This is a genomic window from Azohydromonas lata (genome assembly GCF_034427735.1).
Lineage (GTDB): Bacteria > Pseudomonadota > Gammaproteobacteria > Burkholderiales > Burkholderiaceae_C > Azohydromonas > Azohydromonas lata.
The window spans coordinates 1-25578 of sequence record NZ_JAXOJX010000010.1; the positions used below are offsets into that span (position 1 = coordinate 1).

The following is a 25578-nucleotide window of genomic DNA, read 5'->3' on the forward strand; positions in this document are numbered from 1 at the left end:
AAGAGACAGAGCCCACGGCGCCGGCCGTGGGCCAGGGCACGTCCTGCGGGCCGGCGTCCTCGACCGCGCGCGTGAGCGCCAGCGACTGCACCAGCGCCTGCCGCACGGCCTGGTGCACGGCGCGGCCGTCGCGGAAGCGCACCTCGATCTTGGTCGGGTGCACGTTCACGTCCACCAGCTCCGGCGCGATGTCCAGGAACAGCACGTAGGCCGGCTGGCGGCTGCTGTGGAGCTGGTCCTCGTAGGCCGAGCGCACGGCGTGGGTGACGAGCCGGTCTCGCACGAAACGGCCATTGACGTAGAGGTACTGCACGTCGGCGCGCGCCCGCGCGGCCTCGGGGTTGCCGGCGCGGCCTTCGATGCGCAGCGGCCCGGCGGCGGCCTGCACGGCGCGGCTGGCGGCGATGAAGTCGATGCCCAGCACCTCGCGCATGCGCTGGGTGAGCGGGTTGTCCTCCGGCAGCAGCCCGGCGCCGGCGGCGCGCCACTGCGCGGCGAGCTTGCCGTCGTGCCAGACGGCGAAGGTCACGTCCGGCCGCGCCAGGGCGTGGCGGCGCACGGCGTCCAGCGCGTGGGCGAACTCGGTGCCCTCGCTCTTGAGGAACTTGCGCCGTGCCGGGGTGTTGAAGAACAGCTCGCGCACTTCCAGCGTGGTGCCCACGGCGCGGGCCGCGGGCGTGAGCTCGCCCGTGCGCGCGTCCAGCCGGTGCGCGTGCGCGGCATCGCTGGCGCGGCTGGCGAGGCTCATCTCGGCCACGGAGGCGATGGCCGCCAGCGCTTCGCCCCGGAAGCCCATGCTGCGCACCTGCTCCAGCTCGGAGAGCGAGGCGATCTTGCTGGTGGCGTGGCGCTTGAGCGCCAGGGCGAGCTGCGAGGAGGGGATGCCGCAGCCGTCGTCCTCCACCACGATGGCGCGCAAGCCGCCGCCCGTGAGGCGCACCGTGATCTGCGTGGCCCCGGCGTCCAGCGCGTTGTCCACCAGCTCGCGCACGACCGAGGCCGGCCGCTCCACCACTTCCCCCGCGGCAATCTGGCTCACCAGGGCGTCGGGCAGCTCTCGGATGGGACGGCGCGGCGCGCCAACAACAGCGGAATTCATCTCCGGGATTGTAGGAAGCCGCTCCGGGTCGACCCGGATAATGGGTTCCATGGAAATGTTCGCCCAGCTCTTCGATTTCATCCTCCACGTCGATGCGCACCTCATGTCGTTCGTGGAGGCCTACGGCCCGTGGGTCTACGCGCTGCTGTTCGCCATCATCTTCGTGGAGACGGGCGTGGTGGTCATGCCCTTCCTGCCCGGCGACTCGCTGCTGTTCGTGGTGGGCGCGATGTGCGGCGTCGGCCTGATGAACCTGCCGCTGGCCATGGCGCTGCTGTTCGTGGCGGCCGTGCTGGGCGACCAGATGAACTACAGCATCGGCCGCTGGTTCGGCCCGCAGGTGTTCCGCTGGGAGAGCTCGCGCTTCTTCAACAAGCGCGCCTTCGACCAGGCGCATGCCTTCTACGAGAAGCACGGCGGCATCACCATCGTCCTGGCGCGCTTCATGCCGTTCATACGCACCTTCGTGCCCTTCGTGGCCGGCGTGGCGGCCATGACGCGCGCCAAGTTCACGCTCTTCAACGTCAGCGGCGGCGCGCTGTGGGTGGTGTCGCTGACGCTGGCGGGCTACCTGTTCGGCAACATCCCGTGGGTCAAGGCCAACCTGAACATCATCATCTACGCGCTCATCCTCGTCCCCTCGGCCATCGCCGTGCTGGGCGCCTGGAAGGCGAGGCGGGCCGAGGCGGCTTGAGGCCGCGCTGCTTCCCTGCAAACGGCAAGCGGCCCCGCGGGGCCGCTTTTCCTTGGCGGGGGCGCAAGTGGCCGCTGCCGCTTACAGCACCCGGTTCCTCGCCAGCGGCGGGTTCTTCGCGAAGTAGCGCCTGATGCCCGTGGACACGGCCTGGACCAGCTCGGCCTGGTAGTCGGCGCTGGCGAGCTTGCGCTCCTCCTCCGGGTTGGAGATGAAGGCCGTCTCCACCAGGATGCTCGGGATGTCCGGCGCCTTGAGCACCGCAAAGCCCGCCTGCTCCACGCTGCCCTTGTGCAGCTTGCCTACCTTGCCGATCTGGCCCAGCACCTCGCCGCCAAGCTTGAGGCTGTCCTTGATCTGCGCCGTGGTGCTCATGTCCAGCAGCGCGCGCATGACGTGCACGTCGTTGCTCTTGATGTTGGCGCCGCCCACGATGTCGCTGGCGTTCTCGCGCTGCGCCATCCAGCGTGCCGCGGCGCTGGAGGCGCCCTTGTCGCTGAGCGCGAACACGCTGGCGCCGCGCGCCTCCGGCGAGAGGAAGGCGTCGGCATGGATGGACACGAACAGGTCGGCCTGCACGCGGCGCGCCTTCTGCACGCGCTCGCCCAGCGGGACGAAGTAGTCGGCGTCGCGCGTGAGCATGGCGCGCATGCCGGGCACGGCGTTGAGGCGGTCGCGCAACTGCTTGGCCACCGACAGCACCACGTCCTTTTCCTTGAGCCCGCTGGGACCGATGGCACCGGGGTCCTCGCCGCCATGGCCCGGGTCCAGGGCGATGACGATGAGCCGGTCCATCTTGCGCAACTGCTCGGCCGTGGGCGGCGGCGGAGGCGCGGGCGTGGTGGGCGCCTGGGCCACGGCGGGCGGGGCGGCCGGCGGCGTCGCAGGGGTGGCGGACGGCGTGGCCGGCCGCGCCGTGGGCGGCTTGTTGGCGGCCACGGCCGGCGGCGGGGTGGGGATGCCGGGGCGGTCCATGCGGTCTATGAACTCGCCCAGCGCGTCCTGCACCGAGCGCGCGGCCTGCTGCTCGGCCTGCGTCTTCTCGCGCAGCAGCGCCAGCAGCGGGTCCGGCGCCTGCGTGGGATGCAGGTCGAACACCAGCCGGTGCTGGTAGGCGGCCACGGGCTCCAGGCGGAACTGCTGCGGCGCCGTGGGCTGCTTCAGGTCCACCACCAGGCGCACGGTGCGCGGCTGGTTCTGGCCTATGCGCACGCCGGCAATGAAGGGGTCGTCCGCGCGCACCTTGCCCACGAGGTCGCGCAGCGTGGGGCTGAGCTCCAGCCCGTCGATGTCGATCACCAGCCGGTCCGGCGATTCGATGAGCTGGTGGCGTGCCACCAGCGCCTGGTCGCTTTCAATCGTCACGCGCGTGTACTCGGCCGCCGGCCACACGCGCACGGCCACGATGCCCGCGCCCCAGGCCAGCTCGCCCGCGCCCAGCAGCAGCGCCAGCGCGCCGCCGCGCTTCAACAGGCCACGCCGGTCGAAAGCGGGGTGCGGAAAGCAGCGCGGTTGATGTCGGCTCTTCATGCCAGCACCTCCAGCAGTTGCAGTCCGCGCGCACTTTGCGCCTGCGCCTGCAGCTCGCGCGAGTCGTCGTCGCATATGCGCAACGTCAGCACGAGGTCGGCCAGCGGCAATACCCCTGCCGCCTTCTCCGGCCATTCGGCCAGCTTGAGGCCGGGGCCGGCGAACACGTCTCTGAAGCCCGCGTCTTCCCACTCGCGCGGGTCCTCGAAGCGGTAGAAGTCAAAGTGCGAGATCGTCAAACCCTGCGCCTCGTGCGGCTCCAGCACCGCGTAGCTGGGGCTCTTGATGCGGCCGGTGACGCCCAGCGCGCGCAGCAGGTGGCGCACGAAGGTGGTCTTGCCCGCGCCCAGCGGGCCGTGCAGCTCCACGAAGGCGTCACGCAGCGCGCCGCAGCCGGCCAGGCGCTGGGCGCAGGCGGCGGCATCGTCCTCGGTGGGCCAATGAAAGAGCCGGCTTTCTAGAATCGGGGGATGGGATTGCAAGGTCATGAAGCGCTCGCATTGCTGGAGCCATTGCGCAAGTGGGCGCGCGAGTTGGGATTTTCCCAGATCGGCATTGCCGGCGTGGATTTGACGGCGGCCGAGCCGGGGCTGCAGGCCTGGCTGGAGGCCGGATTTCACGGCTCCATGCACTACATGGCCGCCCACGGCATGAAGCGCGCCCGCCCCGCCGAGCTGGTGCCCGGCACGGTCAGCGTGATCACCGCGCGCATGGACTACCTGCCGCAGGCCACGCCGGATGGTTGGCAGCGCATCGAGTTCGAGCGCCTGGCGCAGCCGCTGCAGGCGGGCGTGTCGCTCTACGCCCGCGGGCGGGACTACCACAAGGTGCTGCGCGCGCGGCTGCAAAAGCTCGCCGACCGGCTGGCCGCGGCCGTGGGCCCCTTCGGCCACCGCGTGTTCACCGACTCCGCCCCGGTGCTGGAAGTGGAGCTGGCCACGCGCAGCGGCCTGGGTTGGCGCGGTCGGCACACGCTCACGCTCTCGCGCGAGGCGGGCTCCACCTTCTTCCTGGGCGAGATCTACGTGGACCTGCCGCTGCCCGCCAGCGAGCCGGCCAGCGCCCATTGCGGCGGCTGCACGGCCTGCGTGGACGCGTGCCCAACGCGGGCCATCGTCGCGCCCTACCGGCTGGACGCGCGGCGCTGCATCTCCTACCTGACGATCGAGCACGACGGGCCCATGCCGCTGGAGCTGCGGCCGCTCTTGGGCAACCGCATCTATGGCTGCGACGACTGCCAGCTCGCCTGCCCCTGGAACAAGTTCGCCCAGCGCTCGCCGCTGCCGGACTTCGACGTGCGCGCGCATTTCAACGCGCCCACGCTGCTGCAGCTCTGGCGCTGGAGCGAGGCGGAGTTTTCAAGCCGCACCGAGGGCAGCCCGATACGGCGCATCGGGTACGAACGTTGGCAACGCAACCTGGCGGTTGCGCTGGGCAATGCGCTCAGGGCAGGGCTTGAAGAGGCCGACGAGATCGCCGTGCGGCAGGCGCTTGAGAGCCGGCGCGAGGCCGCCGGCGAGCTGGTGCGCGAGCACATAGCCTGGGCGCTGGCGCAGCACGCGGTGCCTGCCTGAGTTAGCCCTGCAGCCGCGCCAGCGTCCACAGCGCCACCGGCACGCTCACCATGCCCAGCAGCGTGGAAAGCGTCACCAGCCCCGCCACGAAGCCCGGATGCCCGCCCAGGCGCGCGGCCAGCACGTAGCAGGTGGAGGCGGTGGGCAGCGCCGCGAAGGCCACCACCACGAGCTGCTGCACCGGCGGCAGCCCAAGCACGTGCACCAGCATCAGCGCCACCAGCGGCAGCACAGCGTGGCGTATGGACAGCAGCGCCGTGGCCAGGCGCGGCGCCTCGCGCAGCGCGCCCAACTGCAGCCCCGCGCCCACGGCCATCAGGCCCAGCGGCAGCGCGGCCGTGCCCACGCGGTTCAGGCTGGTGGCCACGGCCTCGGGAAACTTCAGGCCCATGAGGTTGCCCAGCAGCCCCGCCACCGTGCTCAGGATCAGCGGATTGCGCGAGAGCTCGCGCAGGTAGTTCTGCCCGCCGTGGCGCGCCAGCGGCCACACCGCGGCCACGTTGCACAGCGGCACGCAAAAGGCGATCAGCATGGCGATGGCCGCCACCGCCGGCGCGCCGCCCAAGCGCTCGGCCAGCGCCAGGCCGATGTAGGAGTTGAAGCGAAAGGCCGTCTGCGCGCCGGACGCATGCGCCGTGCGGTCCACGCCGCGAAACAGGCCCAGCGAGTACGCCAGCACGATGCCGCAGCCCACCACGGCCAGCCCGCTGAACACCAGCGACAGCATGGCCCCGGGCTGCAGCGGGTTGCGCACGATGGCGTTGAACAGCAGCACGGGGAAGAGCAGGTAGTACACCAGCCGCTCCGTGGCCTCCCACACCGGGCGGTTGAGCGCCGTGTACCGGCAGATCAGAAAGCCCGTTGCGATCAGCAAAAAGTCGGGCAACAGCAACAGGGCCTCGTTCATCGCCGAAGTGTGCCAGCGCAGGCCTGGCACACAGGCCACGGGGCCTGCCGGCCGCCGCGCATCGGCCCGCGATGCGGGACGGCCGCCACGCCCGCCCTTCACCTGTAACCATGGGCCACAATGCCTTGAGGGCCGTGTGGTTCGGCCTCTGCTGGAGGAGACAAGCGGATGAATCGACAAGCGCTGCGCTGCTTGGGCGCGATGGTGGGCCTGGCCCTGGCCGGCCCGCTGGCTTTCGCTCAACAGGGCTATCCAAGCAAACCCATTCGGCTGGTCGTCCCCTTCGCACCGGGCGGCACCACCGACATCGTGGCGCGCACCGTTTCCGACAAGCTCGGCGCCGCGCTGGGCCAGACCGTGGTGGTGGAGAACAAGGCCGGCGGCGGCGGCATCGTCGGCGCGCAGGAGCTCGCGCGCAGCGCGCCGGACGGCTACACCCTGGGCATCGCCACCGTCTCCACCACGGCGGCCAACCCGGCCATCAACCCGCGCACGGGCTACAACCCGCTCACCGACTTCACGCCCATCACCAACCTCGCGGCCACGCCCAACATCATCGCGGTGCACCCGGGCTTCCCGGCCAAGAACTACGCCGACTTCATCGCGCTGCTCAAGAAGAGCCCCGGCAAGTACAGCTACTCCAGCTCCGGCACCGGCGGCATAGGCCACCTGCAGACCGAGCTGTTCAAGAGCCTCACGGGCGTGTTCATCACCCACATTCCCTACCGCGGCGCGGGCCCGGCGCTCAACGACACGGTGGCCGGGCAGGTGCCCATCATGTTCGACAACCTGCCCTCGGCACTGCCCTTCGTGAAGGAAGGCAAGCTCGTGCCCATCGTCGTGGCCGCGCCGCAGCGGCTGCCCATGCTCCCCAACGTGCCCACCTTCAAGGAGGTCGGCCTGGAGCCCGTCAACCGCATGGCCTACTACGGCATCGTCGGCCCCAAAGGGGTGCCCAAGGACATCGTGGACAAGGTCTACCACGCCGCCAGGCAGGCCCTGGCCGACCCCGCGGTGAAGAAGCGCATCGAGGACACGGGCTCGCTGGTGCTGGGCAACACGCCTGAGCAGTTCGGCGAGCAGATACGCGCCGAGTACGACGTCTACAAGGGCGTGGTCGCACGCCAGAACCTGCGCCTGGAGTGACGTGAGCACGGCAGCACCCGAGGCGGCCCAAGCGGCCGCCGTGAACACCCAGCCATCGGCGGCCCGCGAGGCCAGCCGCGTGGCCATAGAGCGCTTCGCGCAGGCGCTGTGGATAGAGGACGGCCTCTCGGCCAACACGCTCTCGGCCTACCGGCGCGACCTCTCGCTCTACGCCGACTGGCTGGACGCCGAGGCCGGCCACTCGCTGGACGCCAGCACCGAGGCCGACCTGCGCGGCTACATCGCCGCGCGCCATGCCGACACCCGCGCGGCCACCGCCAACCGGCGGCTCACGGTCTTCAAGCGCTACTTCCGCTGGGCGCTGCGCGAGCACCGGCTGCAGCAGGACCCGACGCTGAAGCTGCTGTCCGCGCGCCAGCCGCTGCGCGTGCCCAAATCGCTGTCCGAGGCGCAGGTGGAGGCGCTGCTGACGGCGCCGCCCGTGGAGGAGCCGCTGGGCCTGCGCGACCGCGCCATGCTGGAGCTGATGTACGCCAGCGGGCTGCGCGTGAGCGAGCTCGTGGGATTGAACCTGCTGTCGGTGAGCCTGGCCGAGGGCGTGCTGCGCGTCACCGGCAAGGGCGCCAAGGAGCGGCTGGTGCCCTTCGGCGAGGAGGCGCACAGCTGGCTGCGGCGCTACCTGGCCGAGGCGCGGGGCCAGATACTGGGCGCGCGCCAGAGCGACGCTCTCTTCGTCACCGTGCGCGGCGAGGGCATGACGCGGCAGATGTTCTGGCAACTGGTGAAGAAGCACGCGCGCGCCGCGGGCATCACCGTACCGCTGTCGCCGCACACGCTGCGCCACGCCTTTGCCACGCATTTGCTCAACCACGGCGCGGATTTGCGCGCCGTGCAACTGCTGCTCGGGCACGCCGACATCTCCACCACCACCATCTACACCCACGTCGCGCGCGAGCGGCTGCGCGCGCTGCACGCGGCGCATCACCCGCGGGCCTGAAGCGCGGACTGCCGGTTGCGACGGCAACGGGCATGAAAAAAGGCCGGTCGACAGACCGGCCTTTTGGCTTCCAGGGGAAAGCGGCCCGCAGGCCGCGATCATCAGAAGTTGTGGCGCACGCCCAGGGCGAAGGACGAGAAGTCGGCGTTGTCCACGCCGGTGAAGTAGCTCGAATTCGCCTTGTTGTTCACCTTCGTGTAGAAGGCGTACACCTTGGTGCGCTTGCTCAGGTTGTAGTTGTAGGCCAGCGTGTACTGCAGGGCGTTGGAGTCGTCGATCTTGGTGCCGCCGACCTTGAACTTGTCGGCGTAGCCCACGTTGGCGTGCAGCTCGCTGGCGCCGATGGTGTACATGGCCGACACGCGGTAGGAGTTGCGCTTGGCGTCAGCCACGGCGCCGCCAACGGCCTCGTCCAGGTTGTCACGGATGTAGTAGGCACCCAGCGTCACGGCGCCCAGCTCGTACAGGGCACGCAGGCCGTACTGCTTGGAGTCGTTGAAGGTCACGCCGTCGATCGTGGTCGGGCCTTGCAGGTAGCTGGCACCCAGGTGCAGCGGGCCGCGGTCGTAGTTGGCCACCAGCTGAGCGGTGTTCTTGCCGCCAACGACCGTTTCCTTCAGGCCGTACTGGGCTTCCAGCACCAGACCGCCGAAACTCGGCGTGTTGTAGGCGATGGTGTTTTGCTTGAAGCCGGGATACGTGTAGAACGCGTCGGAGGACGTGCCCGTATCGTGGTTGTGCATGCTGATGTAGTCAGCCGTCGCGTAGTAAGCGGCGGACTGGCCCATGTTGCCCAGGCGCACGCGGCCGAAGTTGCCTTCCACACCGACCCACGACTCACGGCCGAAGATGGCGCCGGCTTGCGTCAGACCGCCGGTGTCGGAGTTGAAGCCGCTTTCCAGCACGAACAGGCCCTTCAGGCCGCCGCCCAGGTCTTCCGAACCACGCAGGCCCCAACGCGAAGCGTTGTTCTGCATCACGGTGGTGGACACGTCGCCGGCCTTCTGGCGCTCGACGGAGGTGTTCACGCGGCCATAGATCTGGACCGAGCTTTGGGCGAAAGCACCGCCGGCGGCCAGAACGGCGGCGGCAGCAATCAGAGTGCGCTTCATCGAAGAATCCTTTATTTGAACATCGGGGCTTTTACTAACCCGATGAGAATTATTTTAAGAACGGCGAAAGCAAAAACCCGTTCTGTGGGACCAACTTGCGCTGTTTTGTGACTTTGGCGCAACAGTGCGGGGTTGTGCGGGCGATAGATGCCCGCACAACCATTGCGGCGCCTGGCGCGTTTTCAGCGCCCGCGCAAGTGCGCCGGGGCTTCCAGCCGCTTGGCCAGGGTGGACAGCAGCAGCGTGAGCACCAGGTACAGCACCGAGATGGCGAGGTAGGGCTCCCAATAGCGCGAATAGGCGCCCGCCACGGTGCGAGCAGCCAGCGCCAACTCGGCCAGGCCGATGGCCGAGACCAGCGACGAGTCCTTGATGAGCGTGACGCCCTCGTTGACCAGCGCCGGCACCATGCGCCGAAACGCCTGGGGCAGGATCACCTCGCGCATGGCCTGCGCGTGCGTGAGGCCCAGGCTGTAGGCGGCCTGGGTCTGGCCGCGGTGGATGCTTTGAATGCCGGCGCGAAAGATCTCGCTGATGTAGGCGCCCGCATTGAGCGTGAGCGCCAGCGCCCCCGAGAAGAACGCCCCGTGCTCCTGGCGGAATGCGCGTGCGGCCTCACCCGTGAGCAGCAGCCCCGTCTCCGGATGGATGAGCGTGGGCATGAGCGCGAAGTGCACCAGCAGGATCTGGACGAACAGCGGCGTGCCGCGGAAGAAGGTGACGTAGCCCAGGGTCACGGCGCGCGCGAGCTTCATCAGCACGCGCGCCAGCGGTGTCTTGGGCGCGGGCGCGTCGGCCGAGCTGCTCACCAGGCCCAGCAAGGCGCCCAGCACCAGGCCGCCGAGCACCGCCACGAGGGCCAGCTGCACCGTCATCCACAGGCCGGACAAGAAAAGCGGGCCGTAGCCCGCCAGGATTTCCCAACGCAGGTTCACTGCCGTGCGGCCTTCTTACTTGGAAGCGGCCGACGCCGGGGCGGCTGCGGCCGCGCCGCCCGGGGCGCTGCCGAAGTACTTGGCATAGATGCGGTCGTAAGTGCCGTCGGCGCGGATGCCCGCCAGGCCCTGGTTGAGCATGTCCAGCACGGCGGTGTTGCCCTTGCGCACGGCGATGCCGTACTGCTCGGACTGGAAGCTCGGGTCCGACACCGTCTTGAAGCCCACGCCGGCGTTGTTGGCCACGTAGTGGATGACCACACCGTTGTCGGCCACCACGGCATCGACGCCGCCGGACTCCAGCTCCTTGAGCGCCAGCGGCGTGGACTCGAAGCGCTTGATGGCCGCGCTGTTCTTGCCCAGCAGCTTGGTGACGACCTCGTCGCCCGTGGTGCCGGTCTGCACGCCGACCTTCAGCGGCTTGAGGTCGGAGAACTTGGCGACCTTGGAGTCCTTCTTGACGGCGATGAGCTGCACCGCGTCGAAGTAGGGCGCCGTGAAGTCCATGGTCTGCTTGCGCTCGTCGGTGATGGTGATGGCCGACACCAGCAGGTCGCGGTCGCCCTGCGCCACGGCGTTGAAGATGCCTTCCCAGGGCGTGTTGACGAACTTCACCTGCACGCCGGCCTTGGAGGCGATGGCGCTGACCACGTCGATGTCGAAGCCGACGATTTCTCCCTTTTCGTTTTGCGACTCGAAGGGCGCGTAGGCCGCATCGGTGCCCACCACGTAGACCTTGGCCGGGGCGGCGGCCGGCGCGGCGGCCTCGGAAGCGGCCGGGGCCGCCGCCGGCGCGGCAGCTTCTTCCTTCTTGCCGCAGGCGCCCAGCAGGGCGGCCGTGCCCACCAGGCCGGCTTGCAGGAAAACACGGCGCGAGGAGATGTTATTTGCCATGGAAGTACCAGAATTTGTTCAAGTGCCGGCAGTTTATGCGCTGACCAGGAGCTGACGGCCTCACAAAAGTCAAGCTTGTTGCTCCAGCGCCAGCAGCTCGGCCTGGGTGAACTCGGCCGCCAGCCGCGCCGCGTAATTGAAGGGCGGACGCAGGCGCGGCGCCTTGTATTGGGCGGTCAGCAGCGGGTAGTGGGCGATGGGGTCCAGGCCGCGCTGGGCGCAGGCCCAGCGGTACCAGCGGTTGCCCACGGCGACGTGGCCGACCTCGTCGCGCAGGATCACGTCCAGGATGTCCACGGCGCGCGCGTCGCCGGCGCGGCGGAATTTCTCCTGCATGGGCGGCGCGGCGTCCAGCCCGCGCGCCTCCAGCGTGCGCGGCACCAGCGCCATGCGCGCGAGCACGTCGGCGGCCGTGCGCTGCGTCATCAGCCACAGGCCGTCGTGGGCCTCGAAGTCGCCGTAATCGCGCCCAAGCGAGCGCAGGTGCTCGCGCACCAGGCCGAAGTGCATGGCCTCCTCGGCGGCCACGCGTATCCAGTCGCTGTAGAAGGCCGGCGGCATGTCGGCGAAGCGCCACACCGCGTCCAGCGCCAGGTTGATGGCGTTGAACTCGATGTGCGCCACCGCGTGCAGCAGCGCCGCGCGGCCCTCGGGGGTGAAGGGCGAGCGCATGGGCACCTGACGCGGCTCCACCAGACGCGGCAGCGGCGGGCGTCCGGGCAGGGTGCCCTCGGCCGGCTCGTCCAGGCGCAGGGCGGGGTCCAGGTGGAACCGATCGAAACCCTCGTGCAGCGCGGTGGCCTGCAGGGATTTTTCGGCGGGGTCGCACTCGCACAGGGCGCGCAGCGCGGCGCGGCGCAGGCAGGGCAGGTCGTTCATGGCGGTGAAGGGAAGCTCAGGCGGCGCGGGTGGCGGCGTGAAGGGACGTGCGGCGGGCGGTGTGGACGGCGGCATGCCGCGTTGCGTCGCGGCGCCGTCAACCGTGGCCGCCGCGGGGCCGGGCGCATGTCTTGCCCGGGGGCGGGGGTGTCGGCTCCTAGAATTATCGGCTCGCGGCGCGCCGGGGCCTTCCCGGCCGGTATGCGCCGCCTGGGTCCCAATGGGGCTCCGTTTCCATTTCGCGCGTGGCCTTCCTGGCCCGCGCGCAGCCTTGCAGCACACCACACACACCAACAACACCATGAGCGATCTGCACAAGTTCCTGTTCGAAGGCCTGCCCGTGCGGGGCATGCTGGTGCGGCTCACCGACAGCTGGCGCGAGGTGCTGCAGCGCCGCGAAGCCGGTGGCGGCTACCCGGCGCCGGTGCGCCAACTGCTGGGCGAGATGACGGCCGCGGCCGTGCTGATGCAGTCCAACATCAAGTTCAACGGCGCGCTGGTGATGCAGATCTTTGGCGACGGCCCGGTGAAGATGGCGGTGGTGGAGGTGCAGCCGGAGCTGCATTTCCGCTCCACGGCCAAGGTGGTGGGCGAGGTACCGGAAGGCGCCGGGCTGGAGGCCATGCTCAACGTGCACAACCGCGGCCGCTGCGCCATCACGCTGGACCCGCGCGACCGCCAGCCCGGCCAGCAGCCCTACCAGGGCGTGGTGCCGCTGTCGGCCATGGGTGAGGAGTTCCACGCACTGCAGGACATCTCCGCGGTGCTGGAGCAGTACATGCGCCAGTCCGAGCAGCTCGAAACCCGGCTGGTGCTGGCGGCCAACGACGAGGTGGCCGCCGGACTGCTGATACAGCGCCTGCCCATAGAGGGCGAGGGCAACCTGGAGAGCAAGGAAAAGCGCGTCGAGGCCGAGCTGCTGGCCGAGAGTTTCAACCGCATCGCGCACCTGGCGGGCTCGCTCACCAAGGAGGAGCTGCTGACGCTGGATGCCGAGACCATCCTGCACCGCCTGTTCTGGGAAGAGGACGTGCGCCGCTTCGAGCCGCAGCAGCCGCGCTTTGCGTGCACCTGCTCGCGCGAGCGCGTGGGCGCGATGCTCAAGGGTTTGGGCCGCGACGAGATCGACTCCATCGTGGCCGAGCGCGGCGAAGTGGAAATCGGCTGCGATTTCTGCGGGCGGCAATATCACTTCGACGTGGTGGATGTGGGCGAGCTCTTTACGCCAGAGCGGGATCAGCCGCCGTCTTCTACGGCGGTGCAGTAAGGGGCAGTGGCTGCGGTGGGCTGCATCTGTTCCATGGGTGCAGCCCAATCAGGCATTGTTCGTATGGGGTCCGTCAGGAATTGCTGAGGCATGTTGAGATTTCACGTCGTCGCCAATGTAAATAACGCGCGGATCAGAGGGCAGAGTTGCATCCTTTGCAAATGCCGCCAGTGAGTCGTGCACATAAGTGTCAAAGAACTCAATGAGTTTGGGGTCGCGCAAGCCTTTGTTGTGTACGAATTCTGCCTCGAATGCGTCCAGTAGATTTCGGTAATGAGGGCGGATGGGCAACAGAGGATTGTTGACTAATGTTGAGCGAATAATTTTCACATCGGCCATAAGTTGGTCATCATATATATCGAGATTGCGGGCGAGTGAGCCGTCGCTATCAGGTAAAGTGTCGTGGCGTGCTTTGAGTCTCAGATATTTGTCTTTGGCGGCGTCGGAAATGTCTTTTGCGGAATCTGCGTATGAAATTAGAGATGGTTTAATTGAAATGCCCAGTCGCCGGTTATCAGATTTCGCTGCGCTCAAACGTTCCTGTGCGCGCATGAAATTTGATTGCGCTTCATCCGCTTCTTTTTTTGCAGCATTCATCTGCTTTTGCAAGTCTCCTTTTTCATGTTTCCATTGCTGCTCAAGTAGCTTTAATTCGGCTTGATCATTTGTGTCGGCGCGCCTGGCTCGCGCATCTCTGTTTTGATGTATTTTGTAGAAACGCCATTCGTAATAAAGTCGCATATGTGCATTGATTTGGTGGCCGAGATCCATCTGCGTCAGGTTGATATGCTCCATATAGTGCTGCCAAAGCGAAACTGTTTTGCTAAACTCTTTTTGGCTATGAATGTCGGTGCCAAAAGCATGTGCTGTTTCTCCATAAGATATTTCCTGTAGTGAGTAGAGCGGCACGCCATGGAAATAAGCTAGGCGATGCATGGCACGTAGAGGTAGTAAGCTTAATAATTGGCCAGGCTTCAAGCTCCGAGCGCCTTCTCCAGGCCGATAACCGCCGCCGACGTCTGAGTGCACGCCAGGATAAACCATTTCTTCTGTATTTGGTGGATAGGTATTGTTTCTTCGGCAGCTATCGAGTGGAAAAGAGTTTCTTGTTTCGTGTGCAGCAATCATGTGCACACACTTTTTAACCATGGATGGTATATCTAGTGGGTGCGCCCATGTTGAATGCCCGTCGTATGGGCCAGGGGCAGGATCTGCTCCATAAGGCTTGAATGCAAGTGATTTAACCCCATTGTTGCCTTGATTGCGCTGTTTCATGGCGATTGAGGTGTCTACAATTTTAAATGCCTGGGCATTTGATGTCGTGTTACCGCTCAGTGGCAAGCCAACAGATGCGACAGTATCCCATAAGCCTAGAAAATAGAAATTCATCGGATATTGGTATTTAATTAGTTTCCAACCCTCGCTTGTCTTGCTGCACTTTTTTTGAAGCTCTCTGGCAAATGCGCGTGCCAATGTGGCGCCGCGACTGAAGCCAAATGCTGCCACATTGATGGAATTTACTTTGTTTCGTGGATTCATGGCGATTGCTGCGGCTTCGGAAATAATTTTGTCGAATTGGGAAATGGCCCAGTCTATGCGATGTTGTCCCCATGCTCCAAAACCCATGCCTTCCGGGGTTCCGCCCGGATCTCCAATTTCTTCAAAATATGTTCCAATTCCTGGAATGTAAAGTCGGTGCAGGCCTTGGGTTGAGTCGGATTCTATATGTGCTAAATATAATTTGGCGACGTTGCTCAATTCGTAAGTGGTAATGTCTGCATCCAGGTTGTTTCCTGTGCCATCAAAAAATAGGCTTACCGTTATGGTCTGCTCGCAGCCTGAAGTTGCGGGAGAAGCCAGTTTTGCAGGATTTATGCATGCGCTCCGCTCTGTAAGAGTGATAGGTCTCTGCAGAGGGAGGACAGCTTTTGATGCTGGCTGTCCTGTGGTATTCGCTAGGCTGGCGCTAAATTGAAGATTGACTTTTGATTGTGCTGCTGTGTAGTGTCCTTTAATAGACATGCCTGCACTCCGCAACCTCTTCGTCGTGAATTGCATTGCCAGACTCTTTGCGGTGTCCGGGGTCATATCTTTCTAGTTGCAGTTTTGTTTTTGGAAAGTTAGATGTTATTTCTGAGATGATGCTGCCATCAGGCATGAAGTGCACTGCAACGGCAAATGGCTTGTCAGGGAAGGGCGGCTGAATCATGGTGGTTTTTTTGCACCAGCGTCGTTTTTGGTTCACGATCCGCATCCACTCAATTTCCACCTTCATGGCAGAAATTCTTCCGGCCCGCCAGGGGAAGCAACATGTCGTTCCGCCGCCTCCGCTGGTGGGTGAACTCACGGCAATGTTGCCTCCACCTCGGCCATTGATCGAAAACCATTCAATAACGAGATCCGTGTAATTAAAGCCGTGAATGCCAAGACCTATGGGTTTGGCGGTCAAATAATCGAGAGAACTTTCTGCGTTGGCTTCATTTTTTTGGCTGGCAATCAGAGTCCCTCCTGCGTAGAACATCAAAAGGCATATGAGCCGGATGGCGCGTTGTGAAATAATAATTTTGCTCATATCCAAGCTGTTCACTGCAGATATTTTCATTTGTCCGTGTTCTCAAATTCCTGTTTGTTGAATTGCATCTTCAAAAATTATCTCCTTGTTTCGAACTTTGTGGAGCAATGCTGCCCATTTCGCTTCCTTTGTGAAGTTTAGGCCTAGTTGCAAACATGCCAATGCGAAAAGCGTTTGTGACGGCATGCCTTCAATTCCAAATTCTTTTGCGTTTGCCAAGGCACTGTAGGCAAGTTCGTGGAGTTGCGCTCGTGAATAGGTTGCGCACAAATCCCATCCATGTGTCTGCATTTGCTGCATAAGCACGTCAGCGTCTGCGGCTTCAATCATGGTGTTCTGTTGCTGCTCAGAAAGGAAAGATGGCGAAACCCATGAATCTTCAGGCGTCGGCACGGTGTCATCGGTCCGAAGATTTCCACCTCTATCGAGCCACATCCAACGCAATGCAATGCCCAGAAAGGATTTTCGCTGCTCAGATTTCAATACCTTCAGTAGCGATTCAAGAATTCGTGTATCGAAATACCGCAACAGCGCCGGCACATCGTCCGGCAGCATAACGTCCAGCCTCTTTTTAAGGCCGTTGACCAGTATTTGCGGATTTATACTGGAATACAGCAAGGTCAGGCTGGTGCTTTCCAGGCAGGCGGTATGCAGCCATGGCAGCCACCAAGATTTTAGCGGCGGTTGCAGCGTCAGCAGCAGCGGTGCAGCCTCAATAGCCAACTCTTCCCGCGACCCTGTAAATAAATTTACCCAGGGCGTTGTCGGATAGTCATGCAAGCGCTTCAATAAACCTGGTGCGCCGGCATGGTCCACCAAGGCATATAAGCAACTGTCCGTACCAGGGCTCAAGTTCAATACGGCTTCCATAAACGTGTTGGAGTTTTGCACTTTGACCCTTCTTCAACGCAACACAAATGGCGCGCCGCTAGCCCGTGCTTTGAATAGACATTGGACGCATATCTGTTGGGGAAGCACCGGCATGGAATATTGGTATCTCGACGGTCCGATAAAACTTCTTTTCCCCGCCCGCATCGTCAACGTCCCCGGCGCCACGAATTCCACATTGCCGCCTTCCAATATCAACCCCGCCCCGCCCGCCGTCGAAATCACGATGCGTTTGGCCGCCGCCCAGTCGATGGCGCCATTCACGGTTTGGAAGGTCACGTCGCGCAGCGCCGCAATTTGCATCGGCCCGTCCTGGGCCTGCAGGTCCATATCGCCCGCGCCGGCAATCAAGGTCAGCCCCGTGCCGGCCGCCTCGCCGCCGGGCTTCATCGCGCCGCCCAGCACGCCTATGGCCTGGCCGGCGTGCACGCGCGCCGCGCCGCCGGCCGCCACGTCCAGTGCGGCGCCGCTGGAGAGGTGCGCGTTCTCGCCGGCCGTCACGGCCACGTCCCGCGCTGCCGCCACCGCCACACCGGCGCGGGCGCTGAGGGTCACCACCGGGGCGTTGGCCGGCGTCGCCTGGGCCTGCGCCTCGGCTTGGGCCAGCCAGACGGGAATCGGTGACGTGTGCACGTCCTGCACCCCGGACAGCGCCACCGTCTGGTGCGCCCGCGCCGCCTCGTTCAGCGCTTGCGCCAGTGCCTGGAACTGCCTGGCGACGGCCAGGCCGGCCGCGTCTTCCATGGCCGGGACGCTCCAGTCGGCAAGGTAGGTGGACAGCAGCACGCCGCAGGCGGCGCGCAGTGCGCCGTAGGCGTCCGTGCGGGCTTCGAAGCCCAGGCCTCTGAAACTGCCACGGTGGTTGTCGGCCTGGTGAATCAGGTGCCCCAGGTTGAGCTGGCTGGCGTGCTGGGTGGTGGCGAGCTGCAGCCGCTCCTGGCTGGGCGTGTCGTCGTGGACGAGCTGGTTGAAGCCTGCGCCGCCGAATTCCTTGGTCTTGTGCCCGCTGAGGGCCGCCGCGTTGTTCTGGCCGCCGTGCTCCACGGGAAGGGCGCTGGCCCCGTGCCACGCCGGGCTGGCGCCGCGGGTGAGATTGCCTTGGGCGCTCGCGCGGGCGTCCGTGCTGTGGCCAAAGGGCGCGCCCAGCGGCCTCGCGCCGGCGTGCTCCCGTCCGCCGGGCGTGGGCAGCTCCCCGCCTTCGCCACGGCCGCTGTAGAGGCTACACACCACCACGGGCTGGTCGATGTCGCCGTTCAGGCATTGAACGAGCACTTCGTGGCCGATGCGCGGCGTCCACTGCGCGCCCATGGCGCCCTGGCCGCCGGAGCCCGCCAGGGGCTGCTGCACGCGCACCCAGCAGCTGGAGAGGCTGCTGCCCTCAGCCGCGTCCTCGCCGTCCTGGAACTCGTAGCGGATGCGCACCCGGCCCAGCCGGTCGGTGTGCACCTCGTCCGCGCCGCGCGGCGTGGTGCTGCCGTCGGGGCCCACCACGGTGGCGAGCAGGAAGCCGGGGTCGGGTTTGCTGAACGTGCGCAGGCCGTCCGCGTCCGGGCGCAGCGGGCGCCAGGGCGTGTCGGCGTGGATCGCCTCGAAGGCATTGGCGTAGCCGCGCTCCCGGACGCACGCCAGCAGGTCCGGGGGGATCGCGGGCAGTACCGGCTCCTGGCACAGCCGGCTCAGCAGCGCGCGGCTGAGCTGCGCGGGCAGGTTGTTCACGCCCACGTGCAGCACGCGCGTGAGCAGCAGGCAGGCCTCGCGCAGCGGCTCGCCGCTGTCCAGGTCGTGCAGCGGCGCGTCCAGCCGGAATGTGGTGCCGGCGCTGAAACTGCGCACCACGCCCTGGCCGCGCCACCCGGTGCGCCGGGCGTCCATCGCCTCGTGCACCAGACGCAGCGTGCGCTCGGCCTGGGCGTGGCTGGCGAAGGCCGCGGCGCCGGGGCCGTCGTAACTCTCCAGCGAGGGCGCCTGGGGCCCGCCGCGGTGTGCCGGCGGCGGCATGCGCAGGCCCACGCCGTGGCCGGACGCCTCGCACCAGCCCAGGGTGGAGAGCGTGTCCGCCGCGGCGCGGGCGTGGCCGTCCAGGCGCTGCAGGGTGTCGGCGCCGTCCCGCGTGGCGGCGTGCTGGAAGGCGATGGGCGCGTGGGCCGAAGACAAGTCTTGCGGACTCGAAAACCGGCTGTCGGCAAAGAACACCAGCTCCATGCCGGCGCCGCCGTGCTGCAGCCGGTAACCGATGCCGTCCTCGGCCAGCAGCCGGCACATGAAGTCCAGGTCCGTCTCGCGGTACTGCACGGTGTAGGGCCGCACGCCTTGCGCGTGGGCGCCTTGCAGGTGCTCGTGCACGCACGGGCTCCAGCGCCAGCGCGCCCAGGCCGCGTAGCGCGCGAGTAGGCTGTCCACGATCTCCACGCAGCGCCGCTCCTGCCAGGCCTGGCTGCGCGCGCTCATGCACAGGAACCACGGCCAGGGGCGGACGACCAGGCGGTAGCGGGCCAGGGCGCCGTCGCAGTCCTCGGCAATGGCCATGTCCACCAGCCCGCCGCGGCGGTGCTCGCGGCCGTCGGCCAGCAGCGTCACCAGCGTGACGGGCCGCCCCAGCAGGGCGTCCAGGTCCAGGCACGGATCGTCGGCGAGGCAGCAAATCTCCAGGCGGCCGGGCTCGTCCAGCGCCTCCTCGGCTACCCAGGCTTCGACGCGCAGCGTGGCCAGCGCCTCGTCCTCGGCTTCCAGGCGGTAGAGGCGGCGCTCCTGGTCCATCAGCGCCGCAACGTGCAGGCGGGGCCGGGGCAGGGCGCTCATGGGCGCCGCGCGTCGTCAAACCTGCGTTGGATGGCACCCGCTTCGGCGACGCGTCTGGTCGCCCACTGCCGCCGTTGGCCTGTCATGCCGCCTCCCTGTCGCTGGACGGCACCCGGCCAGTGTTGGGTGGTGATGCGACTGCTGGGTTGTGGCGGGTGCGCTGGAGCCCATGGTGGGGCGCGGCGCATCCCCGCGCATTGGGGCTAACACCCTGATACAGGGATGGCGGCGTCGCCGCGCGCTCAGGCGTTTCAGCGCGGCAACCGGACCTTGCCGGCGCGCAGCAGGTGTTCGCACTGCGGGTCGTCGCAGTCCTCGCACAGCCAGCGCCAGGCAGGTTGCGCGGCTTCGCGCTCGCTCAGGCGCGTGAACAGGCCCGCGCGCGGCGCGGGCAGGGTGCGCAGCCAAGGCGACAGGGCGTCCAGCGCGTTTTCCAGCCGCTGCGCGCCCTCGCCATGCACCACGGACCAGGACAGGCCGTTGGCCAGCAGCAGGCCGCGCACCAGGCGGTCCACCGGCGCGCGCACGTGGGCGCCGTCGCGCTGGTGGCCGTCGGCGATCCAGGGCAGATCAAGGGCCATCAACAGCGTGGCGGCGCAGCGGCTTTGGAAATCGGCCGCCATGGCGTGCAGCGAGCGGTCGTTGAAGAGGTATTCGCTGTAGACGGCCGTCATCAGCGGCGTGGTGTCGGCCACCACGAGGTCGTGCGCGGCGGCGGCCGCCTCCAGGCGCTGCTGCTGGGCCTGGGCGATGGCGAGTTGCTCCTCGGGGCGCGGCGTGCGGCCTTCGCGCTCGCACCACTCGCGCAGTTCCTCCGACACCCAGGCCACCGACAGGCCCGTGTCCTGCTCCAGGCGCGCGGCCAGCACCTGCGCCAGCACGGTCTTGCCGGTGCTTTCGGCGCCTATGACAGCGATGACGGGGAGGGTGTCGGACATGGAAGAGCGCTTGGACGCGCGTCGGTGCCGGTCATGCGGCCGTAGCCAAACCCTGCGGACTGCGCGCCATGCGCGCCCAGCGCAGCCAGCCCACGGCCGAGAGCACGGCGAACACGGCGTAGAGCACGACGGTCAGCCACAGCCCCTTGAAGGCGAACAAGGCGACGCTGGCCACGTTGACCAGCAGCCAGGTGGGCCAGTTCTGCACGTACTTGCGGCCCAGCAGCCACTGGCCCGCCAAGCTGGCCACGGTGGTGAAGGCGTCGGCCCAGGGCACGTCGGAATCGGTCGTGCGCGCGAGCAACCAGCCCGCCAGCGGCCAGGCCGTGAGCGTGGCACCCAGCAGCAGCGCCAGGCCGCGGCGGCTCAGGTGGCGCACCTGCAGCGCGTGGCCGTCGGATTGCGTGCCGCGCAGCCACTGCCACCAGCCCCAGCCGGCGGCGGCGATGAAGACGAGTTGAAGCAGCGCCTCGCCGTAGAGGCGGCTGTCGGCGAACAGCAGCGCATAGAGCGCGCTGCTGGCCATGGCCAGCGGCCAGCCCAGCGGGTTGACGCGCAGGTTGCAAAACACCATCCACAGCGCCAGCGCGAAGGCGATCACCTCCGCGCGGCTCACCGCGGCGCCCCACAGCGTGAACGCCGCCGCCTGCAGCCACTGCATCTTGATTGCCGCTCGCCCCGCGCGCTCAGTGGCGCATGGGGTTGAGCTGCACCAGGATTTCGTCGGCCTTGAGCATGCCCAACTCGCCACGGGCACGCTCCTCGACCATCTCCAGCCCGTCGCGCAGGTCGGCCACCTCGGTGGCCATGCGCTCGTTGACCTGGCGCGCCTGCGCGTTGGTTTCGAGCTGCGTGTTCAGTTGCGCACGCAGCGTGCGCACGTTGTGCACGCCTCCCTTGCTCGACCACAGCTCGTAGTGCACCAGGCCCAGCAGGGCCAGCAGCACGAGGGTCACCAGTCGCATACGGCCCTCCCGGTGTTCAGCGGATGCCCGCCGCGCGGTGGAGCAAGGGGTTCATGGCGTGCCCTGGCCTTCTTCAGCGCAGGTTGTAGAAGGCGGCGCGGCCCGGGTAGACGGCGATCTCGCCCAGGTCTTCCTCGATGCGCAGCAGCTGGTTGTACTTGGCCATGCGGTCGCTGCGGCTCATGGAGCCGGTCTTGATCTGGCCGGCGTTGGTGGCCACGGCGATGTCGGCAATGGTCGAGTCTTCCGTCTCGCCGGAGCGGTGGCTGATCACGGCGGTGTAGCCCGCGCGCTTGGCCATCTCGATGGCGGCGAAGGTCTCGGTGAGCGTGCCGATCTGGTTGATCTTGATGAGGATCGAGTTGGCGATGCCCTTGTCGATGCCTTCCTTCAGGATCTTGGTGTTGGTGACGAACAGGTCGTCGCCCACCAGCTGCACGTTCTTGCCCAGGCGCTCGGTGAGGTGCTTCCAGCCGTCCCAGTCGCCTTCGGCCATGCCGTCCTCGATGGAGATGATGGGGTACTTGTCGCACCAGGTGGCCAGCATGTCGGTCCACTGCTCGGCGGTCAGCTTCAGGCCGCCTTCGCCTTCGAGCACGTACAGGCCGTCCTTGTAGAACTCGCTGGCGGCGCAGTCCAGGCCGATGGCGATCTGCTCGCCGGCGGTGTAGCCGGCCTTGTCGATGGCTTCCAGGATCAGCTGGATCGCCGCCTCGTGGCTTTCCACGCTGGGAGCGAAGCCGCCTTCGTCGCCCACGGCGGTGCTCATGCCCTTGGCGTCGATGATCTTCTTGAGCGCGTGGAACACCTCGGCGCCGTAGCGCACGGCCTCGCGGAAGCTGGGCGCGCCCACGGGGATGATCATCATCTCCTGCAGGTCGAGGTTGTTGTTGGCGTGCGCGCCGCCGTTGATGACGTTCATCATCGGCACGGGCATCTGCACCGCGCCCATGCCGCCGAAGTAGCGGTACAGGGGCAGGCCGGATTCCTCGGCGGCGGCGCGGGCCACGGCCATGGAGACGGCCAGCATGGCGTTGGCGCCCAGGCGGCCCTTGTTGTCGGTGCCGTCCAGGTCGATCAGCGTCTTGTCCAGGAAGGCCTGCTCGGAGGCGTCCAGGCCCAGCACGGCTTCGGAGATCTCGGTGTTGACGTGCTGCACGGCCTTGAGCACGCCCTTGCCCAGGTAGCGCGACTTGTCGCCGTCGCGCAGCTCGATGGCTTCGCGCGAGCCGGTGGAGGCGCCCGACGGGACGGCGGCGCGGCCCATGGTGCCGGACTCCAGCAGCACGTCACATTCCACGGTGGGGTTGCCGCGGCTGTCCAGAACTTCGCGTCCGACGATGTCGACGATGGCACTCATGGGTCAATCTCTCCGGTAGGGTTGCTAGTAGGAAATGGGGCACGGCTTGCGTGCCCGCCGCGACGTTGCGTTGACGGCGCGGGCTTGAAGCCGAGGACGCGCCGTGTCAGGCGACGCCTTCGACCAGGATCATGCGCATCACGCCCGCGCCTTCGCGCAGGCTGCGTGCATGGGTGTAGGTCTGGCTGTTGTAGTAGGCGCGGGCCTTGTCGGCATCGTCGAAGCGCAGCACCACGATGCGCTCCGGCGACCAGGGCCCTTCCAGCACCTCGATGGCGCCGCCGCGCACCAGCACCTGCGCGCCATGCTCCTGCATCGCGCGGGTGCTCCACTCGCGGTAGCGGGCCATTTTCTCGGCGTCGGTGATCTGTACGTCGGCAATGATGTAGGCGCTCATCGGGACTGGTCTGTTCTCTACTACCTGGACTGCAGCCGGCTCAGCAGCTGAAGTCGTTTTCCAGCAGGGGCTGGGCCTTGATGACGCGGTCCAGCGCCAGCAGTTGCTCCAGCAACGCACGCATGTGCTTCAGGGGCACGGCGTTGGGCCCGTCGGACAGGGCCTTGGCCGGGTCGGGGTGGGTCTCCATGAAGAGGCCCGCCACGCCCACGGCCACGGCCGCGCGGGCCAGCACCGGGACGAACTCGCGCTGGCCGCCGGAGCTGGTGCCCTGGCCGCCGGGCAGTTGCACGGAGTGCGTGGCGTCGAACACGACCGGCGCGCCCGTCTCGCGCATGATCGCCAGCGACCGCATGTCCGAGACGAGGTTGTTGTAGCCGAAGCTCACGCCGCGCTCGCAGGCCATGAACACGTCGTCGGCCAGGCCCTTTTCGCGCGCGGCGGCGCGGGCCTTGTCGATGACGTTCTTCATGTCGTGCGGTGCCAGGAACTGCCCCTTCTTGATGTTCACCGGCTTGCCCGATTGGGCCACGGCGCGGATGAAATCGGTCTGGCGGCAGAGGAAGGCGGGGGTTTGCAGCACGTCCACCACGGCGGCCACGCGCTCGACCTCGGCTTGCGCATGCACGTCGGTGAGCACGGGCACGTTCAGTTGCTTGCGCACCGAGGCCAGGATTTCCAGGCCCTTGTCCATGCCGGGGCCGCGGAAGCTCGTCCCGCTGGAGCGGTTGGCCTTGTCGTAGCTGCTCTTGAAGATGAAGGGGATGCCCAGCTCGCGGGTCATCTCCTGCAGCCGGCCGGCCACCTCAAGCTGCAGCGCCTCGCTCTCGACCACGCAGGGGCCGGCGATGAGGAAGAAGGGCTTGTCGAGTCCGACGTCGAATCCGCACAGCTTCATGCGGGTCTCCTTCAGCGCGCGGCCTCGTGGGTGCGCGCGTGGTGTTCCAGTGCCGCCTTGACGTAGCCGATGAACAGCGGGTGCCCGTCCCAGGGCGTGCTCTTGAACTCGGGGTGGAACTGCACGCCGACGAACCAGGGGTGCGCCTCCTGCGGCAGCTCGACCATCTCGGTGAGCTTCTCGCGCTGCGTGATGGCCGAGATCACCAGCCCGGCCTGGCGCAGCTTGTCGAGGTAGTGCTCGTTGGCCTCGTAGCGGTGGCGGTGGCGCTCGGTGACGACGTCGCCGTAGATGCGGTGGGCGATGGTGCCGGGCTTGACGTCCGAGCTTTGCGCCCCGAGGCGCATGGTGCCGCCCAGGTCGGAAGCCGCCGTGCGCTTCTGGATGGTGCCGTCGGCTTCCTGCCACTCGTCGATGAGGGCGATGACCGGGTGCGGCGTGTTGGGCTCGAACTCGGTGCTGTTGGCGCCGGCCAGGCCCGCGAGGTGGCGCGCCACTTCGATGGTCGCCACCTGCATGCCCAGGCAGATGCCCAGGTACGGGATCTTGTGCTCGCGGGCGTACTGCGCGGCCAGGATCTTGCCTTCCACGCCGCGCTTGCCGAAGCCGCCGGGCACCAGGATGGCGTCGAACTGCGCCAGGCTGTCCACGTTCTCCGGCGTGAGCTGCTCGGAGTCCACGTACTCGATGTTCACGCGGGCATGGTTGTGGATGCCGGCGTGGCGCAGCGCCTCGTTGAGCGACTTGTACGAGTCCGACAGGTCGGTGTACTTGCCGCACATGGCGATGGTGATCTCCTGCTTCGGGTTGGCCACCTCGTAGACGAGGCGGTCCCAGCGGCGCAGGTCGGCCGGGCGCGTGAGCAGCTGCAGCTTCATGCAGATGAGCTCGTCGAGCTGCTGCTCGTGCAGCATGCGCGGCACCTTGTAGATGGTGTCCACGTCCCACATGGAGATGACGCCGGCTTCCTGCACGTTGGTGAACAGCGAGATCTTGTCGCGCTCGTCATCCGGGATGCGGCGGTCCGCGCGGCACAGCAGCGCGTCGGGCTGGATGCCGATCTCGCGCAGCTTTTGCACCGTGTGCTGCGTGGGCTTGGTCTTGAGCTCGCCCGCGGCGCCTATCCAGGGCACGTAGGTGAGATGGACGAAGGCGGTGTTGGCCGCGCCCATGCGCAGGCTCATCTGGCGCGTGGCCTCCAGGAAGGGCAGCGACTCGATGTCGCCCACCGTGCCGCCGATCTCCACGATGGCCACGTCCACCGCGTCGGCCGTGCCGTAGCCCGCGCCGCGCTTGATGAAATCCTGGATCTCGTTGGTGATGTGCGGAATGACCTGGACGGTCTTGCCGAGGTAGTCGCCGCGGCGCTCCTTCTCCAGCACCGACTTGTAGATCTGGCCGGTGGTGAAGTTGTTGCTGCGCTTCATCCGCGTGGTGATGAAGCGCTCATAGTGGCCGAGGTCGAGGTCGGTCTCAGCGCCGTCGTCGGTGACGAACACCTCGCCGTGCTGGAAAGGCGACATCGTGCCGGGATCGACGTTGATGTAGGGGTCCAGCTTGATGAGGGTGACCTTGAGGCCGCGCGATTCGAGGATCGCGGCCAGGGACGCCGACGCGATGCCCTTGCCCAGCGAGGACACCACACCGCCGGTGACGAAGACGAACTTGGTCATGGAGCGCGCATCCGCTTCTACGCAGCCTGGGTGCCAGGCGCACGGATGCCTTGGTGGTAAAGCGCGATTATACGGGCCGCGTTTGGCCCCTCC

At 66.8% G+C, this 25578-nt stretch carries 24 protein-coding genes; 5 read left to right on the forward strand and 19 right to left on the reverse strand.

The window, feature by feature from the left end:
- Positions 1 to 1099, reverse strand: a 1099-nt coding sequence (mutL, locus tag SM757_RS08310) for a DNA mismatch repair endonuclease MutL (RefSeq protein WP_322465094.1), incomplete at its 3' end; no start/stop codon positions are given.
- A gap of 49 nt (positions 1100 to 1148) precedes the next feature.
- On the opposite strand from mutL, the gene SM757_RS08315 reads away from it, so the two are divergent.
- The gene (locus tag SM757_RS08315) at positions 1149 to 1793 is read left to right on the forward strand and encodes a DedA family protein (protein WP_066340544.1); all 645 of its coding nucleotides are present in this window, start codon (positions 1149 to 1151) and stop codon (positions 1791 to 1793) included.
- A gap of 81 nt (positions 1794 to 1874) precedes the next feature.
- Here the strand turns inward: SM757_RS08315 and SM757_RS08320 are convergent, their stop codons facing one another.
- Both SM757_RS08320 and tsaE read right to left on the reverse strand, forming a co-directional pair.
- On the reverse strand, positions 1875 to 3323 hold the full coding sequence (locus tag SM757_RS08320) for an N-acetylmuramoyl-L-alanine amidase (RefSeq protein ID WP_322465095.1): 1449 nt from the start codon (positions 3321 to 3323) through the stop codon (positions 1875 to 1877).
- Positions 3320 to 3811: a tRNA (adenosine(37)-N6)-threonylcarbamoyltransferase complex ATPase subunit type 1 TsaE gene (gene tsaE, locus SM757_RS08325; RefSeq protein ID WP_322465096.1), complete on the reverse strand. Its 492-nt coding sequence runs from the start codon at positions 3809 to 3811 to the stop codon at positions 3320 to 3322. The genes SM757_RS08320 and tsaE overlap by 4 nt, the downstream gene beginning before the upstream one ends.
- Between tsaE and queG the strand changes: the two genes are divergently transcribed.
- The gene (gene queG / locus SM757_RS08330) at positions 3794 to 4897 is read left to right on the forward strand and encodes a tRNA epoxyqueuosine(34) reductase QueG (protein WP_322465097.1); all 1104 of its coding nucleotides are present in this window, start codon (positions 3794 to 3796) and stop codon (positions 4895 to 4897) included. The two genes, tsaE and queG, sit on opposite strands and share 18 nt — an antisense overlap.
- Position 4898: 1 nt before the next feature.
- On the opposite strand, the gene SM757_RS08335 is transcribed toward queG, so the two are convergent.
- Entirely contained in the window at positions 4899 to 5804 is a 906-nt protein-coding gene (locus SM757_RS08335) for an AEC family transporter (protein WP_066340555.1), read from the reverse strand.
- A 201-nt stretch (positions 5805 to 6005) separates the two neighbouring features.
- Here SM757_RS08335 and SM757_RS08340 point away from each other — a divergent pair, with 201 nt between their 5' ends.
- Both SM757_RS08340 and xerD read left to right on the forward strand, forming a co-directional pair.
- On the forward strand, positions 6006 to 6950 hold the full coding sequence (locus SM757_RS08340) for a tripartite tricarboxylate transporter substrate binding protein BugE (protein WP_066340558.1): 945 nt from the start codon (positions 6006 to 6008) through the stop codon (positions 6948 to 6950).
- Between the two features lie 40 nt (positions 6951 to 6990).
- On the forward strand, positions 6991 to 7908 hold the full coding sequence (gene xerD / locus SM757_RS08345) for a site-specific tyrosine recombinase XerD (protein WP_322465149.1): 918 nt from the start codon (positions 6991 to 6993) through the stop codon (positions 7906 to 7908).
- A 101-nt stretch (positions 7909 to 8009) separates the two neighbouring features.
- Here xerD and SM757_RS08350 read toward each other — a convergent pair whose 3' ends face one another.
- The 4 genes from SM757_RS08350 to SM757_RS08365 form a co-directional block, all read right to left on the reverse strand.
- Positions 8010 to 9020 carry a porin gene (locus SM757_RS08350; RefSeq protein WP_322465098.1) on the reverse strand — a complete coding sequence of 337 codons (1011 nt, stop codon included), beginning with the start codon at positions 9018 to 9020 and terminating at the stop codon, positions 8010 to 8012.
- Between the two features lie 182 nt (positions 9021 to 9202).
- Entirely contained in the window at positions 9203 to 9955 is a 753-nt protein-coding gene (locus SM757_RS08355; protein ID WP_066340563.1) for an amino acid ABC transporter permease, read from the reverse strand.
- A 15-nt stretch (positions 9956 to 9970) separates the two neighbouring features.
- A complete protein-coding gene (locus tag SM757_RS08360) occupies positions 9971 to 10849 on the reverse strand; it encodes a basic amino acid ABC transporter substrate-binding protein (protein WP_066340565.1) in 879 nt (292 codons plus the stop codon).
- Between the two features lie 69 nt (positions 10850 to 10918).
- Complete coding sequence (locus SM757_RS08365; RefSeq protein ID WP_322465150.1) at positions 10919 to 11728, reverse strand: ferritin-like domain-containing protein; 810 nt, start codon at positions 11726 to 11728, stop codon at positions 10919 to 10921.
- A 301-nt stretch (positions 11729 to 12029) separates the two neighbouring features.
- On the opposite strand from SM757_RS08365, the gene hslO reads away from it, so the two are divergent.
- Complete coding sequence (hslO, locus tag SM757_RS08370; protein ID WP_322465099.1) at positions 12030 to 12995, forward strand: Hsp33 family molecular chaperone HslO; 966 nt, start codon at positions 12030 to 12032, stop codon at positions 12993 to 12995.
- A gap of 48 nt (positions 12996 to 13043) precedes the next feature.
- Here hslO and SM757_RS08375 read toward each other — a convergent pair whose 3' ends face one another.
- The 11 genes from SM757_RS08375 to SM757_RS08425 all read right to left on the reverse strand — a co-directional run bounded on the left by SM757_RS08375 (position 13044) and on the right by SM757_RS08425 (position 25485).
- On the reverse strand, positions 13044 to 15017 hold the full coding sequence (locus tag SM757_RS08375; protein WP_322465100.1) for a DUF2235 domain-containing protein: 1974 nt from the start codon (positions 15015 to 15017) through the stop codon (positions 13044 to 13046).
- A complete protein-coding gene (locus SM757_RS08380; RefSeq protein WP_322465101.1) occupies positions 15007 to 15597 on the reverse strand; it encodes a DUF3304 domain-containing protein in 591 nt (196 codons plus the stop codon). The genes SM757_RS08375 and SM757_RS08380 overlap by 11 nt, the downstream gene beginning before the upstream one ends.
- A 12-nt stretch (positions 15598 to 15609) precedes the next feature.
- Positions 15610 to 16458: a DUF4123 domain-containing protein gene (locus SM757_RS08385; protein ID WP_322465102.1), complete on the reverse strand. Its 849-nt coding sequence runs from the start codon at positions 16456 to 16458 to the stop codon at positions 15610 to 15612.
- 12 nt (positions 16459 to 16470) lie between these two features.
- Positions 16471 to 19254: a type VI secretion system Vgr family protein gene (locus tag SM757_RS08390; RefSeq protein ID WP_322465103.1), complete on the reverse strand. Its 2784-nt coding sequence runs from the start codon at positions 19252 to 19254 to the stop codon at positions 16471 to 16473.
- Positions 19255 to 19505: 251 nt separating this feature from the next.
- Positions 19506 to 20192 carry an ATP-binding protein gene (locus SM757_RS08395; protein ID WP_322465104.1) on the reverse strand — a complete coding sequence of 229 codons (687 nt, stop codon included), beginning with the start codon at positions 20190 to 20192 and terminating at the stop codon, positions 19506 to 19508.
- A gap of 31 nt (positions 20193 to 20223) precedes the next feature.
- Positions 20224 to 20853, reverse strand: coding sequence for a nicotinamide riboside transporter PnuC (gene pnuC, locus SM757_RS08400; protein ID WP_066333488.1), 630 nt, complete (start codon positions 20851 to 20853; stop codon positions 20224 to 20226).
- 25 nt (positions 20854 to 20878) lie between these two features.
- Positions 20879 to 21157, reverse strand: coding sequence for a septum formation initiator family protein (locus tag SM757_RS08405; protein WP_066333484.1), 279 nt, complete (start codon positions 21155 to 21157; stop codon positions 20879 to 20881).
- A 73-nt stretch (positions 21158 to 21230) separates the two neighbouring features.
- Positions 21231 to 22517, reverse strand: coding sequence for a phosphopyruvate hydratase (gene eno / locus SM757_RS08410; RefSeq protein ID WP_066333482.1), 1287 nt, complete (start codon positions 22515 to 22517; stop codon positions 21231 to 21233).
- Positions 22518 to 22623: 106 nt separating this feature from the next.
- Positions 22624 to 22914, reverse strand: a complete 291-nt coding sequence (locus tag SM757_RS08415; RefSeq protein WP_066333475.1) for a DUF1330 domain-containing protein — start codon at positions 22912 to 22914, stop codon at positions 22624 to 22626.
- 40 nt (positions 22915 to 22954) lie between these two features.
- Complete coding sequence (kdsA, locus tag SM757_RS08420) at positions 22955 to 23812, reverse strand: 3-deoxy-8-phosphooctulonate synthase (protein ID WP_066333472.1); 858 nt, start codon at positions 23810 to 23812, stop codon at positions 22955 to 22957.
- 11 nt (positions 23813 to 23823) lie between these two features.
- Positions 23824 to 25485, reverse strand: coding sequence for a CTP synthase (locus SM757_RS08425; protein ID WP_322465105.1), 1662 nt, complete (start codon positions 25483 to 25485; stop codon positions 23824 to 23826).
- Between the last annotated feature and the right edge of the window lie 93 nt (positions 25486 to 25578).